The sequence below is a fragment of the Thermasporomyces composti genome, from assembly GCF_003386795.1.
Lineage (GTDB): Bacteria > Actinomycetota > Actinomycetes > Propionibacteriales > Actinopolymorphaceae > Thermasporomyces > Thermasporomyces composti.
This window is the reverse complement of the sequence record NZ_QTUC01000001.1, coordinates 795,880-811,475: the sequence shown is the minus strand read 5'-3', so window position 1 is coordinate 811,475 and position 15,596 is coordinate 795,880. Positions and strand designations below refer to the sequence as shown.

Genomic DNA, 15,596 nt, shown 5'->3' with positions numbered 1-15,596 from the left:
CGTGACGCCCTAGGATCGGGGACATGACTGGTCAGCCGACCGACGCCAACGTGAGCGAGCGAGAGGCGGTGCTGGAGGCCGCCCGCCGGGCTCGCGAGGCGGCCGTGGATCTCGCCGCCCGCACCCGCGCCGACAAGGACGCCGCCCTGGGGGCGATGGCCGCCGCCCTGGAGGCGAGGACGGTCGAGATCGTCACCGCCAACGCCAAGGACGTGGAACGCGCCCGCGCCGCAGGTACGTCGGATGCGATCATCGACCGGCTGCGCCTGGACGACCAACGCGTCCGCGCGATGGCCGCCGGCCTGCGGGACATCGCCGGGCTCACCGACCCCGTGGGTGAGGTCGTCCGTGGCTACACCCTGCCGAACGGGCTGGAGCTACGGCAGGTTCGCGTCCCGTTCGGCGTGGTCGGCATCATCTACGAGGCTCGTCCCAACGTCACCGCGGACGCCGCCGGATTGTGCGTCAAGAGCGGAAACGCCGTCCTCCTGCGCGGCTCGTCCTCGGCGCGAGAGTCGAACACCGCGATCGTGGCGGTGCTGCGCGACGCTCTCGTGGCGACGGGTCTTCCAGCGGACGCCATCCAGCTCGTACCGGGTGAGGGCCACGACGCCGCCAAGCACCTCATGCGTGCCCGCGGCCTGGTGGACGTGCTCATCCCGCGCGGCGGCGCCAGCCTCATCCGGAGTGTGGTGGAGGAATCCACCGTGCCGGTGATCGAGACCGGCGTCGGCAACTGCCACGTCTACGTCGACGCCGACGCCGACCTCGACATGGCGTTGACCATCCTGCTCAACGCCAAGACCCAGCGGCCCAGCGTCTGCAACGCCGCCGAGACGGTCCTGGTGCACGCCGACGTCGCCGACGCGTTCCTACCGCGCGCGCTGAGCGCGCTGCGCGAGGCCGGGGTGACCGTCCACGGCGACGAGCGGGTCCAGGCCTACGACCCCGCCGTCGTGCCCGCCACCGAGGACGACTGGTACACCGAGTACCTCTCGCTCGACATCGCCGCCCGGGTCGTCGGCTCGCTCGACGAGGCGTGCGAGCACATTCGTCGGTACGGCAGCGGCCACACCGAGGCGATCGTCACCCGCTCGCAGGAAGCGGCTCGCCGGTTCATCCAGCGCGTCGACTCGGCGGCGGTCGTGGTCAACGCCTCGACTCGGTTCACCGATGGCGGCGAGTTCGGCTTCGGCGCCGAGATCGGGATCTCCACTCAGAAGCTCCACGCGCGGGGGCCGATGGGGCTGCCGGAGCTGACGTCCACGAAGTACGTCCTCGTGGGCGAGGGACAGGTTCGGGGCTGACCCGCACCACGGGCGGCCGCGTGACCTGGCCGACGGCTCGGGCCGGTGCGGTCGTCGTGGGCGACCACCGAGACGTGCCGGGCCGGTCGGCCCGGTAGGCTGCGCGGCATGGAGTCCGTCGTCGTCCTCGCCCAGGAGGCCCACACCGAGTTGCCGGTGCATCCGCTCCTCATCGGCCTCATCGCCTTCGTGATCCTGCTCGCCCTCTTGGGGGTGACGCTCGCCATCGGCAGGGGCCGTCCCCACAGCTGAGCTCCGGTGAGCCAGCAGGGGTGGCACCTATCGGTCGACGTGCGAGGTGAGGAGGTTCGGTGAGCGAGCGTCGCCGCCGTATCGGTGTGATGGGTGGCACGTTCGACCCGATCCACCACGGCCACCTCGTGGCGGCGAGCGAGGTCCAGGCGTCGTTCGACCTCGACGAGGTGATCTTCGTCCCGACCGGACAGCCGTGGCAGAAGGCCGGACGGGAGGTGTCGCCCGCCGAGGACCGCTATCTCATGACGGTCATCGCGACGGCGTCCAATCCACGGTTCTCGGTGAGCCGGGTCGACATCGATCGCCCAGGCCCCACGTACACGGTCGACACCTTGCGCGACTTGCGGGCTGAGCTCGGTCCAGACGTCGACTTCTACTTCATCACCGGCGCGGACGCCCTCACTCAGATCCTCACCTGGCACCACGTCGACAAGCTCTTCGAGATGGCGCACTTCGTCGGGTGCACCCGGCCGGGCCACACCATCGAGATCGGCGAGGGGGTGCCCAAGGAGGCCGTCACGCTGCTCGAGATTCCCGCCCTCGCGATCTCCTCCACCGAGTGCCGGGAGCGAGTCGCGACGGGGCATCCGATCTGGTATTTGGTACCTGACGGGGTTGTCCAGTACATCAACAAGAGGCGCCTGTACCGCCGGGCGTGACATCCTGGAACGGTCAGGACGACCCGACGAGTGCGGTGACCCGGTCGCGTTGTCCGGGATCGCCGAGAAAGGATGCTGTGCCCGCGACGACACACGCCGTCGAGCTGACTCAGGTGGCCGCACGAGCGGCCTCGGACAAGCTGGCCCGCGACATCGTCGCGTTCGACGTGTCGGACCGGCTCGCGATCGCCGACGCGTTCCTCCTCTGTAGCGCTCCGAACGAACGACAGGTCGCCGCGATCGTCGACGAGATCCGTGACCGCTTGGCCGCCGTCGGCGCCAAGAGCGCCCGCGTCGAGGGTGAGCGGGACGCCCGGTGGGTTCTCCTCGACTACGGCGAGATCGTCATCCACGTCCAGCACGCCGAGGAGCGCGAGTACTACAGCCTCGAGCGACTCTGGCGAGACTGTCCGGAAATCTCCCTGCCGGAGGATGTCGTCCACGCTGGGCCGGTGAGTGACCAGCTCAACCGTCGGACCGGGACGGATCTGTGAGCGCGGCCCGGTTGGTCGTGTGGCGGCACGGCCAGACGCGGTGGAACGTCGAGCGCCGCATGCAGGGGCAGACCGACGTTCCCCTCGATGCGGTAGGCCTGGCGCAGGCGCGGGAGGCCGCCGTTCAGCTCGCCACCTTCCGGCCCGCGGCGGTGGTCTCCAGCGACCTCAAGCGTGCGGCCCAGACCGCGGCAGAGTTGGCCAAGCTCACCGGCCTGGAGGTGACCTACGACCCCGACCTCAGGGAGATCGACGTCGGCTCCTGGGCCGGGCTGACCATCGACCAGATCCACGAGCGTGATCCAGATCTCGCCCGGCGTTTGGCCGCGGGGGAGGACGTACGCCGGGGTGGTGACGGCGAGACCCTCGCGGAGCTGAGCGAGCGAGCCGAGAAGGCGTTCCGGCGAGCGATCGATCTCGTCGCCGATGGCGAGACGGTTGTGGCCGCTACGCACGGTATGGCCACACGTGTGGGGGTGACCCGACTCGTCGGACTGCCTCTGCAGTACTGGGAGGCGCTCGGCGGGCTCCGCAACTGCGCCTGGGTGGTGTGCGAGCCCGGACCTCGCGGGTGGCGGATCGCGGAGTGGAACGTCGGAGCGTCGCCGCGACCCGACGTGGGCGCTCACCGCTGATCGAGGGGGTCGGTTTCCTCCCGCGAGGCGGACCGGATATGCTCACTGAGCCCGCATGGGAACGGCCCACGAGGGCTCGGTTGGGGCTGTAGCGCAGTCTGGTAGCGCACCTCCATGGCATGGAGGGGGTCAGGGGTTCGAGTCCCCTCAGCTCCACGGATGTCGGTGTGCCCCGCCACGAGGCGGGGCACAGTCGTTTTCGCGCCCCGTCTGGGCAAGAGTCGTCTGGGCGAGAGTCGCCGGCGAGGGAGCGCCGCCGCGATCGCGCGGCGGAGCGGGGATACGGCGGTCGGAGTGGACGTGCCCGGCGAGTGGCGGAATCAAGGCGTCCGCTCGGTGATCGCAGCGACCGTCGTGTAGGCGACCTCGAGCGTCCCACCGGCCGCGTCGATCACCTCGCCCATGCCTTGAAGGAGCGCGTCTCGCTTGTTCTTCGGAAGGCGGTTGATGCCGCCGGCGGTCGTGGTCTGCTCCAGCCAGGCGTCCCGTCCGACCGTCGACCGCCACTCGACGGCCAGACGCTCCACCGCGCCGAACGCGCCGGTCGTGTCGAGACCGGCGGTTGCCTGGTCGATGATCGGGCCGTAGGGATCAGCCCGTGGCGTGGTGGCCCAGGGGTTGAACGGGAGCCCTGTCTCGAGCGACTCGAAAACCTTCGCGAACTCGGCGGCGATCTCGGGCGCCGGCATGGTGGCGTTCCAGAAGAGGGCGAGCTGACCGCCGGGACGCAACACGGTCGCGGCCTTCGCGGCACCAGCGACCGGATCGATCCAATGCCAGGTCTGTCCCGCGATCACGCCGTCGAACGTCCGTCCTGCTGGGTTCCACTCCTCGAATCGCCCGGTCTCGACGGCGAAGCCCTTCCGGCGCGCTATCGCCGCCATCCGCGGATCCGGACCGACGCCGAGCACCGTGAACCCACGGTCGCGGAACGGCTCGGCCGAGATGCCCGTGCCGATCCCGACATCGAGGATCGCTCGGCCGGGCAGCCGCTCGACGATGACGTCCACGAGCGCAGCGGGGTACCGAGGTCGTACCCGGTCGTAGGTCTCGGCGGCCGATCCGCACGACTGAGCCATCTCGGGGTGGCGGTGTGCGGCGTCGCCGGTCAGCGGCGTCGGAGGTAGAGTGGGCATGCGCCCACTCTAATGGGCAAGCGCCCATTCACGAGCGTGGACGGAGGACGCATGCCGACCGGCGTGGCACTGCGTGACGCGCGCACCCAGCTCCTCGCCGCGGGGACGCGAGTCTTGCTTCGCGACGGACCGGCGGGTATCACGAGCCGGACCGTTACCGACGAGGCCGGCGTCGCCAAGGGCGTCCTCTACCGATACTTCGCCGACTTCGACGACTTTCTCGCGTCGCTCGTACAGGATCGGATCAACGCCGTCCACGCCATGGCGGCCGAGCTGAGTGACCGAGCCGGCCAGGGAACCGTGGTCGGGAACGTTTCCTCCGCGCTCATGCGGGTCTTCGACCCGCTCGGGCTGGCGCTCGTGCGGCTCGTGTTCACCCGTGACGAGCTCCGCGCGCGGCTCCGAGCGGGAACACCCAGCGGGATCCCGATGCTCACCGAGGCGGTCGGCGCTCTCACGGAGTACCTGGTCGCCGAGCAGAGGCTGGGCCGCATCGTGGCCGGGGCCGCGCCCGCCGCCTTGGCCCATGCGCTCATCGGGACCGGGCACCTGCTCTTCGCGGGCGAGCTCGGCGGACTGCCGGACGAGTCCGCCGTTCAGGAGGTCGTCGAGGCCATCGTCGTCGGCGCTGAGCCCGGCGTCGACGCCCCCTTCGACGGTCGATGACGGAAGGTTTGTCCGCGTACGTGTCGACCTCAACATCGAGGGCGAGTGGTCCCGCAAGCCGCTGGTCGTCATCGAGGGCATCAGCGCTGGGGTCAAGGGGATGGAAGCGCCGCTCAGGCGAGCGGTGAAGCTGGCCAGGAAGCAAGGCCATACCTGGGAGTAGATCGGCAAGGCGTTGGGAGTCAGCCGCCAGTCAGCCTGGGAGCGGTTCGCCTCCGATACGGAGTGACGCCCGCCTCAGGTCCCTGGCCCGCGCCGGCCCGAGCCAGAGCGGCGCCACCAGCCGCGAGCGCGGTGGGCGCGGGCAGGCGGATCGGCCGCTCCACCTGCCCGGCCGACGGAGCGTCCTGCCGCACCCGTCAGTCCACGGGCGAGACGCGGACCAGGTTCCCATCGGGGTCGGCGATGACGAAGGTGCGCCCGAACACCTCGTCGTGAGGCTCCTCGACCACCGTGACGTTCTTCGCCACCCACCGCTCGTAGACGGCGTCGACCGCGTCCGCGGCGCCCGGGACCATGAGGCCGACCTCGAACGTGCGTGGCAGATCCGGCGTGACGTGCCCGCTCTTGCCGCTCCACAGGGAGAACAGCACACCGGGCGCGACCTCGAACGCCACATACCGTGGGGTGACCATGGTCGGCTCGATCTCGAACAGGTCGCGGTAGAAGGCGGTGGCTCGCTCGACGTCCGTGACATAGACCAGGAACAAGTTGGGTGCGGCCATCTCGGTTCCTTCCTGACGGTCACGCGTCTGGTCGTGCCCGGCAGACTCGCACGAAAACCTGACAATCTGTGTCGTGTTCTCCGCGCCCAGAAGGGCCGGCACAAGTCGAAGAAGGTGGGCGGTGGAACGAACGCAGCGGCTGCTGGCGATCCTCGTCGCGCTGCAGGCGAACCGGCGGATGACGGCGAGCGAGCTAGCCGAGCAGTTCGGCGTCTCGACGAGGACGATCCTCCGTGATGTCGCGACGTTGGCCCGCGCGGACGTGCCGGTGTTCGCCGAGCGAGGGCGCTACGGCGGCATCACGCTCCCGCCTGGAGCGCAGGTCGACGTGAACCGCCTCACCAGGGGTGAGGCGGAGGTGCTCCAGCTGGTCGGGGTGGACGTGACGCGGGTCCGTCAGCTGGGACTGGAGGCCGCCGCGCGCAGCGCCCGCCAGAAGCTCGCGCCGCGCGTCCAAACCCCGCTCGTCGACGCGGACGGCGGCCTGCTGCCGTTGCGTGAGATCGTCACCATCGACACCCGCGGATGGTTCGCCTCGGAGGACGTTGACGAGCCGGTGACGAACCTCCTTCGCGACCTGCGGCGCGGCAGGCGCCTGCGGATCCGCTACCGAGCCAGCGGTAGGTCCGATCCGCGGGAGTACGTCGTCGATCCTTATGGCCTGTACCTGCGGGGTGGCCGCTGGTACCTGATCGCGGATCGAGACGGACGTCCGCGCATGTTCGCCGTGACGCGGCTGCACTCGTGGGTTCCGCTCGAGGAGCGCAGGCGCCTCCGGCCGGACGTCACACTCGAGCAGGTAGCCGCCGGGCTGGTCGCCGAGGTGGAGCACCAGGACACCGTTCGGGTCACCGCGTTGCTCGACGTCGACACCGTGGACATCGCCCGACGCATCCTCGGCAGTCGCCTCCGTCGCGTCGAGCCGGTCGACGGGCGGGTGCGCGTCACCGTCGGCTACGACCAACTCGACGGAGTACGCCAACTTTTCCAGTTCGCCGACCACATCGAGGTCCTCGATCCGCCCGAGGCCCGGGACCTCGTCGCTCGACTCGCCCGCGACCTCGCCCAGCGACACGCCAGCGTCACGGCCGCGAGCCCGTGACCCCGCTCCGCGCGCGGGTGCTGCGCATGGCGGTGAGCTGCCGCAACGAGGGATCGTTCACCATTCGCCGGTAGTCCTCGGAGCCGAGCGCGACCAGCGCGACCTTGCCCTCGGCGTCGTGGTGGATGCCCCACCCGTAGCGCTTGGCCAGGGGCGAGGCCCGCAGGCAGGCTCGTGGCTTGGCAAAGAAGGCGGCTCGCTCGACCGCTCGCCGCTCGGGCGGGATCCCCGCCCGCCGAACGTGGACCTCGAACAGCAGGTCGTCGGAGGTGTACGTGTAGGGGTGCTCGGCGATGAGGTGGTACTGCAGCCAGGCGATGCTGGGGGACGTCCTGCCGGCAGGCGGGACCTGGGCCGCGTCGACCGGACAGTCGTCCGCCACCCGGATGAACGTCTGTCGGTAGATCGTGCTGTACACCGGCCGTCTCCCTCTCACCGTCGGCTGGCTCGCCCCGCGCCGTCACACTGGGGCTATGCGCACACCATCGCGGCGGCGGGTGCCGGATGTCTTGAACATCTCGGCCACGGTCGCGTCGCGCCGCCCGCGCGGCCACCTCGACCCCGACGACGAGGCGCTGCGGATCGAGCGACTGCCCGTCTCGCCCGATCTGAGCGATCTCGCACGACACGTGTGGATCGGCCGCTGGGACGTCCCGGACGGGCAGGTGCGCCGGCACCGTGTCCTGCCCTACCCGGGGTGCAACCTGGTCGTCACCTCAGATGAGGCGGCGCTGTACGGCCCGGCGTCGCGTGTGTTCACTCGCGAGCTACGTGGACGCTCCTGGGTCCTCGGAGTCCTTCTGCAACCGGCCGCCACCGCGGTGCTCGCGTCGACGCGACCTCGTGCGCTGGTGGACGGCCACGAACCCCTGCCGGGAGGGCCGTGGACCGTCGTACGAGCGCACATGGCGGGCGACGCGGCGAGCGTCGCGTGCTCGTTGGTTGAGGAATGGCTCCGCCCTCACGCGGAACGAATCGACGCGACCGGACGGCTCGTCAACGAGATCTGTCAGGTCGCCGAGAGCGACGACAGCGTCCTCACGGTGGACGACCTCGCCGCGCGCCTCGGGATGGCTGTGCGGACACTCAATCGTGCGCTGAGCGAACGTGTCGGCGTGACGGCGAAGTGGCTCATCGACCGCCGCCGGTTGCGCCAGGCCGCTCACGTCCTGCGCGAGCATCCCGACACCTCGCTGGCCGACGTGGCCGCCGCGCTGGGCTTCGCCGACCAAGCCCACTTCACCCGCCGCTACAGCGCCATCATCGGCGAGAGTCCGGGCACCTACCGTCGCCGGGCCGGTCGGCGACGCTCGGGTGGTTGAGGTCATGCCGCGGTCACGGTGACGTCCGCGTGCGCAGGACGACGGTGGCGCGACTGGCTGCTGTGAGGTCGGACGGTTTCGAGAGCACTGGCCTGGCAAGGCGAATGGGATCGACGAGGTTCTCGCCATGCGCGAGACGGATCGGGGTGAGTACGTTTCCTTCGCCCCGCCACCGCCGCACGCTCTGACGTCGCCAGCACCAAATCCGTCCAGCAGCGGACGTCTGACTGAACCGAACGCCGGCTCGCGCAGAACCCCTCGTGTGTCCAAGCTCACAGGAAGTCCTGGCGAGGCGTGGGCAGGCCTGTGGACAACGAATGCGCCTGAAACTTGGTGACTACCATCGGCGATGGCAATGTCGCTTACCGCGTTGACTTCCGGGCGAGGCTTTCCAGAGTTTGCGGTGAATGGAGGGGCCGCGATGTCAATCAACACGCCCTTCTACGGTGAAGTGCACTTCGATTCTGGTCAGATTGAGCGATGGAGCCAGCTTCTCGAGGAGGCTGCATCCGAGCTCGACACAGGTGCCGAGCGCAGGAGACCGGAGTACGTTGATGCTGGGCCGTTCACGCCGCTAGTAGAAGACATGGTCGAGGCTACCGTCGCCCAGTACGTGCATCTCATTCTTCGCCTAGAGGCCGCAGCGCACAAACTTGATCGGGTCGCAAAGGCCTATCGAAAAGTCGAAGAAAAGAACAAGAAACTCATGAAAAATCTGGGCTACAGTATCGCGATGTTGCCCTTCCACCATCCTCACTGGGACCCTGAGGTCCGTGATGCGTGGGAAACCATCGCCGAAAGCAAGTGATCATCAGAAAGGGGTGCCATGGGTGAGGCTCCTACCATCACACTGGGCGGTGATCCGGCGAGTATTCGAGCAGTCGCGGACTGGTTCCGTAACACTCTAGCCCCTCTCGTCGACGAGGCGTCTAGGGCGGTCGGGTACATCTTGTGCAATCGACTGGATTCATGGGATGATTCTGCTGGTCGGCTTTTCGGAGAAAGGCTCAGTGCCGGGCTAGTCAAGATCAACCAGTTCTCCGACGCGGTCAGGGCGCGTGCCCGGTTGCTTGATCGCATCGCTGATGTACTGGAGCTGGCGCAAAGTCGCGTCGAGTGGGCAACGGATACCGCCCGGAGGATAGGACTGAGGATCGAGGAAGGCTGTATCTGGCCACCCCAACTCCAGGTTTACCCACCCGGGCACTCCGAATATTACGATCTTGAAACCGCCAACTATGTATATCGCCAACAGAAGCAAGTATACGAAGAGATCAAAGAGCAGGTGGACTCAGCGCACACCATGATCCGCGAAATGCTCGTAGGAGACGATAGCTATGACTGGAATGAGCCCTTATTCTTGGCCGGAGATCTCGTGAAAGAGGAAGTGGGCGTGTTGGCGAATGAATTCAAGCGTCGAAATCCAGACTTGTACTCGCGAATAACTGGAAGGGTTCTGCTTGTTCGTGGAGCAGGTGCTGCTATGACGATTCTTGCGGCCGACTACGCCCTGGCTCAGGGAGAGCCGCCAGAAAAAGTGATCCTGCTGATGGGGGTGGCGGTCGCGACGACTGCAGTAATCATCGCGACTGGTGCGTGGATGGGTATCCCTGCTTGGTTGACGGCGACGCCTGCTGCGTTCACTGGGAGCGCGGTGGCCGATTACGTTGGGGGTTGGTACGACAAATACAATCGCACCGCTCTAGACAAATTGTTGAAAGCCACTCCCAGTCTCGATCCCGGGCCGCGACGCGTTCCTCCCGTTGAGAATGATTCATGAGGTGGATCTGAATGAAGTACGTTCCGCGACCGACTAGTTGGATTCAAGGGTATCGGCAGGGGAAGCGCTTGGTTCCAGCGCTTGTGGTCATTTATGCGATACTCCTCTCAGGTATTGTTACCTCATACCGGGATCAGAATTACTACTCCTCGCTATTGTTTGCTCTGATAGCAGGTGTATTCACTTTCTGGGGTTTGCTCGTGTACTCCGCTACACGCTTATGCTGGCAGCGCGGTTCGTCAACCGTGCACCTTTCGAGGCTGAGGGGTGGAGAGCTCGCGGCGACGATTGGGAATCGACGCCTTTTCGTGATCCTAGAGTCGCTGGCCTACGCATATCTGGGAGTGACTCTCGTTAGTTTCCCCTTCGTGATGGCGATGATTCCCTCATCCGGGACGCGGACGGATGCGCGACTGCGCTTACTGGCACTCGCGATGCCAGTTTTTGGTGTGGTGGCGTTGTGTTGGGCCTCCGGCTGGCTTATTCGAAGACGCGGTGAGCTAAGCGTCGGGCTGAGTCCGGAAGGCCTCTACCATTGGTCGCGGTTTGGGTGCTGCTTCTATGCTTGGGAGCAGATTCGGAATGTTCTTCCTGTTGCACTAGCGTATCCTACGCTTGATCTCGTAGTCGTCGACCCGAAGAAACGTCAGTCGAAACCAGAGGAAAACTTCCTCGCGGCGTGGCCGATCTTCCGGCGGTATAGTCGCCGAATAGGGCTTCAGTATCTCAACGTCAACCCTTGTGTTGTCTATCTGGCGATCGTCTTCTACCTACGTCACCCTGAGCTTCGCCATGAGCTAGCGAGTAGTGACGGCGTACGGCGGATTCAGAAGCTGGAGTTCGCGGAGGTTCTCGACGAGCTCGAGGCCACTGGGACGCTGCGGGTCGCGAGCGAGCGGTCGTAAGGATGGTGGCCGAGTCCGGACGTCCGATTCGTGCAAGGGCCACCACTGCGGGAGTACTGATGATACTGACTGGCCCGGTGGGTTCGGGGGGCAGGGGCAGCGGCTATCCCAGCTGTGATTGCTGGAAAACTTTTCTCGGATGCCACGGGGAAATGGTATGACAGCCATAACCGCACGGCATTGCATAAGCTACTCGCTGTTACACCGAGCTTAGATCCAGGTCCGCGTCGCATTCCGTCGACTGATCACGGCTCCTGAAAGGAAGAGGAATGTACATTCCTTTGCCTAGAGCATGGGTCTTGAGCTACAAGCATGGGAAGCGGATACTGCCGACCCTTGCCGTGCTGGCAATGGCGTCTTTATGGGTGGCCATTTTCTACTTTCGAGAGCGGGAATTCTACAACCTTCTCCTGGTCTTCCTGCTCATGGGCGGCATTGTCGTCGGGGGTGTGACGTCCTACGTCACAGTTGGCACATGCTGGCGCCGAGGTTCGTCAGGTGTGCGGCTCTCCCGACTGCGTGATGGTATGTTCGCGGTGACGATGTGGAGTCGACCAGCCTTCACGATCTCGGCGTCACTCGCCTATGCCTGGCTAGGAGTTGCTCTCGTCAGTCACCCCTTCGTCATGGCGATGATTCCGTCGTCGGGGACGCGGACGGATGCACAGTTACGCGCGCTTGGATATGTTTCCACTGTAGTGGGCTTGATTTTCTTGTGCTTCGCATGTAGCCGGATCGTCCGCAAGCGTGGCCAGCTAGGGATTGGGCTTAGTCCCGAGGGCGTCTACCACTGGTCCCACTTCGGGTGTTGCTTCTACAGATGGGAGTCGATTATAGACATCCTGCCTGTAGTCGTGAGGTCTCCGAGGATCGAGCTTGTCGTTGTTGAGCCAGCGGGAAGGCAGCGGAATCCGGAGGAGAACTTCCTGGCATCCTGGTTGATATTTCGGAGGCGGAATCGCCGGATCGAGCTGCACTACCTGGACGTTAACCCTGGCGTGGTGTACCTGGCGGTTGTGTTCTACCTTCGTCATCCTGAGCTTCGGCACGAGCTCGCCACCATGGAGGGCGTACAGCGGATCCAAAGGCTGGACTTCGCAGAGGTGGTCGACGAATTGGAGACGACTGGAACGCTCCGGGCGATGGTCGATCGCCCGTAGAGAAGGTTGGCCGCGTCTGGACGTCCGATTCGTGCAAGGGCAGTCCTGTCGCGATGCCGGCCCTCTAGTCTTCGACTCCGCGTGTCGCTGGCCGGCCGGGTGCGAAGGTGCCGGTGGGCCGACGAGGCGTCTCGAGCTGGCGGGTGAGGGGAGCGGACACGTGGGTCACACGGTCACGGCACGGCGTCGGACGAGGTCACGTGGCTTGATGAGGCGGGGCCTGGTTCTGCTGACTGCGGGAATGGTGGCGGCGGTCGGCGGCGTCGCCCAGGCCGAGGTCACCGACGCCGAGCCGGTCCTTCACGACGGTGACTTGCTCCTCCGGAACCACAGCTTCGAGGACGGCCTCACCGGTTGGTCGCCCACGAACGGACGTGGCGGCGAGCCCACCCCACCCTGCCGGGACGCTGTCACCACCACGACGGAGTGGGCGAGCGACGGCAGTCGCGCCTTGCTGCTCCCGGGTCGTCCTCCGTGCCGTCGCGTCGGAGCAGTGAACTCGTCGGTCAGCGTCAGCCCGGGGCAGCACTACACCGCGTTCGCCCACGTCCACGCGGACAAGGCGGCGACGATCCGGCTCCGCTGGCTCGACGAGCAAGGCCGCGTGGTGTCGGTGTCCTCGAGTACGACGCGTCGCGGTAGCGACGTGGCCGAGGTGTCCGCATCGGCGCCGGCGGCAGCCCGCGAGGTCCAGGTCGAGCTCGCGGCCGCCGATCGAGCTCTGTTCGACCAGGTCCTGATCACCGCGCCGCTCACCGTCCTCGACCGCCAGATCACCAAGGGGACCTCGTACCTCAGCATGGCGGCGGGAGTCGACGAGAACGGACGGGCGGTGACCTACGCGGTTGGTACCGGATCCGAGCACGACCCGGCGGTGTTGACCGTGACCGACATCCTCACCGGCGAGGTGGTCCGCAACGTCCGCCTGCCGGGTGCGACCGGCGCGTGGGGGATCCGGCAGAACCCCGTGCTGGGGCACGGCGACCGCATCTATTACGGAACCCAGGCGGAGTACGGCCACAACGAGGGCGCGTTCGGGTGGCTGGACCTGGCGACCGGTGAGTGCACCACGCTCGACGGTGTCGTCGGGCATCAGTCGGTGAACACGATCGCCGCGAGCGGGGACAAGGTGTTCGGGATCGGCCACGGCGTCGTCAGCGGCCGGATCGCGCCCGTGATGAGCACGGTGCGGTGACCGGCCGCCTCTCCCGCGACCTCGACCTCAAGCCCGGGATGCGTGTGCTCGACCTCGGGTCCGGGATGGGTGCGACCTCGGTGTTCCTCGCTCGCGAGTTCGGTGTGCGGGTCACCGCCGCGGACCTCTGGGTGTCTCCGGACACTGCGGCCGACGTCTTCGCGAGCGCGGGTGTCGCCGACCGAATCCACGCGATCAAGGCGGAGGCGCACGCCTTGCCGTTCGCCCGCGAGTCCTTCGACGTCATCGTCAGCATCGACGCGTTCGAGTACTTCGGCACCGCGGACAGCTACCTGCCGTACCTGGTCCGCTTCCTCAAGCCTGGTGGGCAGCTCGGCATCGCCACGCCAGCGATGACCCGTGAGGTCCGAGAGATGGGCGCCATTCCCGAGCACATCAAGGCCTGTGTCGGCTGGGAGGCCATCGCCTGGCACACCGCCGAGTGGTGGCGGTTCCAGTGGGACATCACTGAGCTGGTCACGGTGACATCCGCGCGCGTGCAGCGAGACGGTTGGCGGGACTGGCTGCTGTGGGCACGCGCGGGTCGAGAACACCGGCCTGGCGACGCGGACGGTATCGGCGAGGTCCTCACCATGCTCGAGGCGGACCGTGGCGAGTACCTGACCTTCGCCCTCGTCACCGCCCGCAAGCGGTGACTTTCGGCAGTTACGAATCTATCCGACAGTGGACGTCTGACGACGGTAGGCCACGCATCCGATAGCGCGAGCCTCTTGTGACCAGGCTCACAGATAGATCCTGGGGACACGTGGGTGGGCTGTGGACAACAAGTGCACGCAGTTTTTCAGCTGACTACCATGGGTTATGAATGTTCTAAGTAGGCTCTCCTGACGATGCCTTCGAAGTTAATAGTGAAAGGAGGGGCGCAAATGGCCACTTCCGGATCCCTGTATGGCGAAGTGCACTTCGATTCCGGCGAGATCGAGCGATGGGGTCAGCTTCTCGAGGAGGCTGCAGTCGAGCTCGATACAGGCGCTGAGCGCAGGAAACCACAGTATATTGACGCCGGACCGCTCACGCCGGTAGTAGAAGACATGGTCGAGGCTACAGTCGCCCAGTACGTGCATCTCATACTTCGTCTAGAGGCCGCGGCTCACAGGCTTAACAAAGTTGCAAAAGCTTATCGGGAGATAGAGAAGAAGAATCAGGAGCTCATAGAACAAGGCAAGTTTCATCTTATCGAGATAGGGTTTGCTCACTCATGGTTTGAGCATGGGCCTGAAATTCGTGAAGCTTGGGAGTCTGTCGATAAGAAGAGAACACGCTAGGGAAAGGCTATGGGTGAGGCGCCCACTATCACGCTTGGCGGTGACCCTGCGAGTATCCGAGCGGTCGCGGACTGGTTCCGCAGCACTCTGGCCCCCCTCGTTGAAGAGGCGTCCAGAGCTGTCGGGTACATCTTGTGTAATCGCTTGGACTCATGGGATGATCTTGCTGGACGAGCTTTCGCGGAAAGGCTTGGCGCTGGACTAGTCAAAATCAACCAGCTGTCCGATGCGATCAGAGTACGTGCCCGGTTGCTTGATCGCATGGCGGATGCATTGGAGATGGCGCAAAATCGAGTCGAGTGGGCAACGGATACCGCCCGGAGAGAAGGACTGAGAATCGAGGACGGCTGCATCTGGCCACCAAAGCTCGAGATTTACCCGCCCGGGCACTCAGAAGACTATAGCCTTGAGGCTGCCAATCTAGTCTATCGGCATCGTAAGCAAGTATACGAAGAGATCACAGAGCAGGTGGACTCGGCACATGACCTGATTCGCGAAATGCTTGTGGGGGACGACACCTATAACTGGAACGCACCTCTATTCTTAGCTGGAGACATCGTGAGCGAAGAAGCGTCCGCACTGGTGGATGAAATCAAACGGAAGAAACCCCGTCTGTACTCTAGTCTAACTGGAAGGATTTTGCTTGGTCGCGGCGCAAGTGCGGCTTTGACGATTACTTCTGTCGGATATTCCTTGTACGAAGGAGAGCCGCCGGAGAAAGTTGTCCTGATAACAGGGGTAGCCATCGCCACGGCCGCGGTGATTATGGGGGTCGGAACGTATCTTGGCGCACCCTTTTGGCTAACGCCGATCCCGGCCGCGATTCTCGGAAATACGACGTCTCAGTATGTGGGAAAGTGGTACGACAAGCAGAATCGCACCGCCTTAGAAAAACTCTTAGCTGTCACACCTAGTCTTGATCCGGGCCCGCGTCGAGTTCCTCCAGTCGGGGAAGATTCGTGAGGGATT

18 protein-coding genes and 1 tRNA gene are annotated in these 15,596 nt (G+C 65.6%); 16 read left to right on the top strand and 3 right to left on the bottom strand.

The window, feature by feature from the left end; all coding sequences use genetic code 11:
* Nucleotides 1-23 precede the first annotated feature (23 nt).
* The 6 genes from DFJ64_RS03540 (at nucleotide 24) to DFJ64_RS03520 (ending at nucleotide 3,506) form a co-directional block, all read left to right on the top strand.
* Nucleotides 24-1,307: a glutamate-5-semialdehyde dehydrogenase gene (locus DFJ64_RS03540; RefSeq protein WP_115849141.1), complete on the top strand. Its 1,284-nt coding sequence runs from the start codon at nucleotides 24-26 to the stop codon at nucleotides 1,305-1,307.
* A gap of 108 nt (nucleotides 1,308-1,415) precedes the next feature.
* Nucleotides 1,416-1,559 carry a hypothetical protein gene (locus tag DFJ64_RS19340; protein ID WP_170152482.1) on the top strand — a complete coding sequence of 48 codons (144 nt, stop codon included), beginning with the start codon at nucleotides 1,416-1,418 and terminating at the stop codon, nucleotides 1,557-1,559.
* 59 nt (nucleotides 1,560-1,618) lie between these two features.
* Complete coding sequence (nadD, locus tag DFJ64_RS03535; RefSeq protein ID WP_170152481.1) at nucleotides 1,619-2,221, top strand: nicotinate-nucleotide adenylyltransferase; 603 nt, start codon at nucleotides 1,619-1,621, stop codon at nucleotides 2,219-2,221.
* Between the two features lie 77 nt (nucleotides 2,222-2,298).
* Nucleotides 2,299-2,715 carry a ribosome silencing factor gene (gene rsfS, locus DFJ64_RS03530; protein WP_115849140.1) on the top strand — a complete coding sequence of 139 codons (417 nt, stop codon included), beginning with the start codon at nucleotides 2,299-2,301 and terminating at the stop codon, nucleotides 2,713-2,715.
* Entirely contained in the window at nucleotides 2,712-3,350 is a 639-nt protein-coding gene (locus DFJ64_RS03525) for a histidine phosphatase family protein (protein WP_115849139.1), read from the top strand. The genes rsfS and DFJ64_RS03525 overlap by 4 nt, the downstream gene beginning before the upstream one ends.
* Nucleotides 3,351-3,432: 82 nt before the next feature.
* Nucleotides 3,433-3,506: transfer RNA gene (locus DFJ64_RS03520), tRNA-Ala, on the top strand.
* A gap of 164 nt (nucleotides 3,507-3,670) precedes the next feature.
* Here the strand turns inward: DFJ64_RS03520 and DFJ64_RS03515 are convergent.
* Complete coding sequence (locus DFJ64_RS03515) at nucleotides 3,671-4,486, bottom strand: class I SAM-dependent methyltransferase (RefSeq protein WP_115849138.1); 816 nt, start codon at nucleotides 4,484-4,486, stop codon at nucleotides 3,671-3,673.
* 51 nt (nucleotides 4,487-4,537) lie between these two features.
* Between DFJ64_RS03515 and DFJ64_RS03510 the strand changes: the two genes are divergently transcribed.
* On the top strand, nucleotides 4,538-5,152 hold the full coding sequence (locus DFJ64_RS03510; RefSeq protein WP_115849137.1) for a TetR/AcrR family transcriptional regulator: 615 nt from the start codon (nucleotides 4,538-4,540) through the stop codon (nucleotides 5,150-5,152).
* A 359-nt stretch (nucleotides 5,153-5,511) separates the two neighbouring features.
* Here DFJ64_RS03510 and DFJ64_RS03505 read toward each other — a convergent pair whose 3' ends face one another.
* Nucleotides 5,512-5,877, bottom strand: coding sequence for a VOC family protein (locus tag DFJ64_RS03505; protein WP_115849136.1), 366 nt, complete (start codon nucleotides 5,875-5,877; stop codon nucleotides 5,512-5,514).
* Between the two features lie 121 nt (nucleotides 5,878-5,998).
* Here DFJ64_RS03505 and DFJ64_RS03500 point away from each other — a divergent pair, with 121 nt between their 5' ends.
* Nucleotides 5,999-6,979, top strand: a complete 981-nt coding sequence (locus DFJ64_RS03500; RefSeq protein ID WP_115849135.1) for a helix-turn-helix transcriptional regulator — start codon at nucleotides 5,999-6,001, stop codon at nucleotides 6,977-6,979.
* Here the strand turns inward: DFJ64_RS03500 and DFJ64_RS03495 are convergent.
* Nucleotides 6,960-7,397: a DUF6157 family protein gene (locus DFJ64_RS03495; RefSeq protein WP_115849134.1), complete on the bottom strand. Its 438-nt coding sequence runs from the start codon at nucleotides 7,395-7,397 to the stop codon at nucleotides 6,960-6,962. The genes DFJ64_RS03500 and DFJ64_RS03495 overlap by 20 nt on opposite strands.
* Before the next feature lie 55 nt (nucleotides 7,398-7,452).
* On the opposite strand from DFJ64_RS03495, the gene DFJ64_RS03490 reads away from it, so the two are divergent.
* The 8 genes from DFJ64_RS03490 (at nucleotide 7,453) to DFJ64_RS19155 (ending at nucleotide 15,590) form a co-directional block, all read left to right on the top strand.
* On the top strand, nucleotides 7,453-8,301 hold the full coding sequence (locus DFJ64_RS03490; RefSeq protein WP_115851796.1) for an AraC family transcriptional regulator: 849 nt from the start codon (nucleotides 7,453-7,455) through the stop codon (nucleotides 8,299-8,301).
* Between the two features lie 349 nt (nucleotides 8,302-8,650).
* Nucleotides 8,651-9,109 carry a hypothetical protein gene (locus DFJ64_RS03485; protein WP_147304582.1) on the top strand — a complete coding sequence of 153 codons (459 nt, stop codon included), beginning with the start codon at nucleotides 8,651-8,653 and terminating at the stop codon, nucleotides 9,107-9,109.
* An 18-nt stretch (nucleotides 9,110-9,127) separates the two neighbouring features.
* The gene (locus DFJ64_RS19165; protein WP_147304581.1) at nucleotides 9,128-10,081 is read left to right on the top strand and encodes a hypothetical protein; all 954 of its coding nucleotides are present in this window, start codon (nucleotides 9,128-9,130) and stop codon (nucleotides 10,079-10,081) included.
* Between the two features lie 1,204 nt (nucleotides 10,082-11,285).
* Nucleotides 11,286-12,146: a hypothetical protein gene (locus DFJ64_RS03480; protein ID WP_147304580.1), complete on the top strand. Its 861-nt coding sequence runs from the start codon at nucleotides 11,286-11,288 to the stop codon at nucleotides 12,144-12,146.
* A gap of 208 nt (nucleotides 12,147-12,354) precedes the next feature.
* Nucleotides 12,355-13,341: a carbohydrate binding domain-containing protein gene (locus DFJ64_RS03475; protein WP_115849131.1), complete on the top strand. Its 987-nt coding sequence runs from the start codon at nucleotides 12,355-12,357 to the stop codon at nucleotides 13,339-13,341.
* Nucleotides 13,338-13,997: an SAM-dependent methyltransferase gene (locus DFJ64_RS03470; protein ID WP_245940929.1), complete on the top strand. Its 660-nt coding sequence runs from the start codon at nucleotides 13,338-13,340 to the stop codon at nucleotides 13,995-13,997. The genes DFJ64_RS03475 and DFJ64_RS03470 overlap by 4 nt, the downstream gene beginning before the upstream one ends.
* A 231-nt stretch (nucleotides 13,998-14,228) precedes the next feature.
* Nucleotides 14,229-14,627, top strand: a complete 399-nt coding sequence (locus DFJ64_RS19160) for a hypothetical protein (protein WP_147304579.1) — start codon at nucleotides 14,229-14,231, stop codon at nucleotides 14,625-14,627.
* Nucleotides 14,628-14,888: 261 nt separating this feature from the next.
* Nucleotides 14,889-15,590 carry a hypothetical protein gene (locus tag DFJ64_RS19155; RefSeq protein WP_147304578.1) on the top strand — a complete coding sequence of 234 codons (702 nt, stop codon included), beginning with the start codon at nucleotides 14,889-14,891 and terminating at the stop codon, nucleotides 15,588-15,590.
* Nucleotides 15,591-15,596: the final 6 nt, after the last annotated feature.

Coding starts and splice junctions, on each gene's coding strand:
- DFJ64_RS03540 (WP_115849141.1), top strand. CDS start 24: ATGACTGGTCAGCCGACCGACGCCAACGTGAGCGAGCGAGAGGCGGTG.
- DFJ64_RS19340 (WP_170152482.1), top strand. CDS start 1,416: ATGGAGTCCGTCGTCGTCCTCGCCCAGGAGGCCCACACCGAGTTGCCG.
- DFJ64_RS03515 (WP_115849138.1), bottom strand. CDS start 4,486: ATGCCCACTCTACCTCCGACGCCGCTGACCGGCGACGCCGCACACCGC.
- DFJ64_RS03510 (WP_115849137.1), top strand. CDS start 4,538: ATGCCGACCGGCGTGGCACTGCGTGACGCGCGCACCCAGCTCCTCGCC.
- DFJ64_RS03505 (WP_115849136.1), bottom strand. CDS start 5,877: ATGGCCGCACCCAACTTGTTCCTGGTCTATGTCACGGACGTCGAGCGA.
- DFJ64_RS03490 (WP_115851796.1), top strand. CDS start 7,453: ATGCGCACACCATCGCGGCGGCGGGTGCCGGATGTCTTGAACATCTCG.
- DFJ64_RS03485 (WP_147304582.1), top strand. CDS start 8,651: ATGGCAATGTCGCTTACCGCGTTGACTTCCGGGCGAGGCTTTCCAGAG.
- DFJ64_RS19165 (WP_147304581.1), top strand. CDS start 9,128: ATGGGTGAGGCTCCTACCATCACACTGGGCGGTGATCCGGCGAGTATT.
- DFJ64_RS03475 (WP_115849131.1), top strand. CDS start 12,355: ATGAGGCGGGGCCTGGTTCTGCTGACTGCGGGAATGGTGGCGGCGGTC.
- DFJ64_RS19160 (WP_147304579.1), top strand. CDS start 14,229: ATGGCCACTTCCGGATCCCTGTATGGCGAAGTGCACTTCGATTCCGGC.
- DFJ64_RS19155 (WP_147304578.1), top strand. CDS start 14,889: ATGGCGGATGCATTGGAGATGGCGCAAAATCGAGTCGAGTGGGCAACG.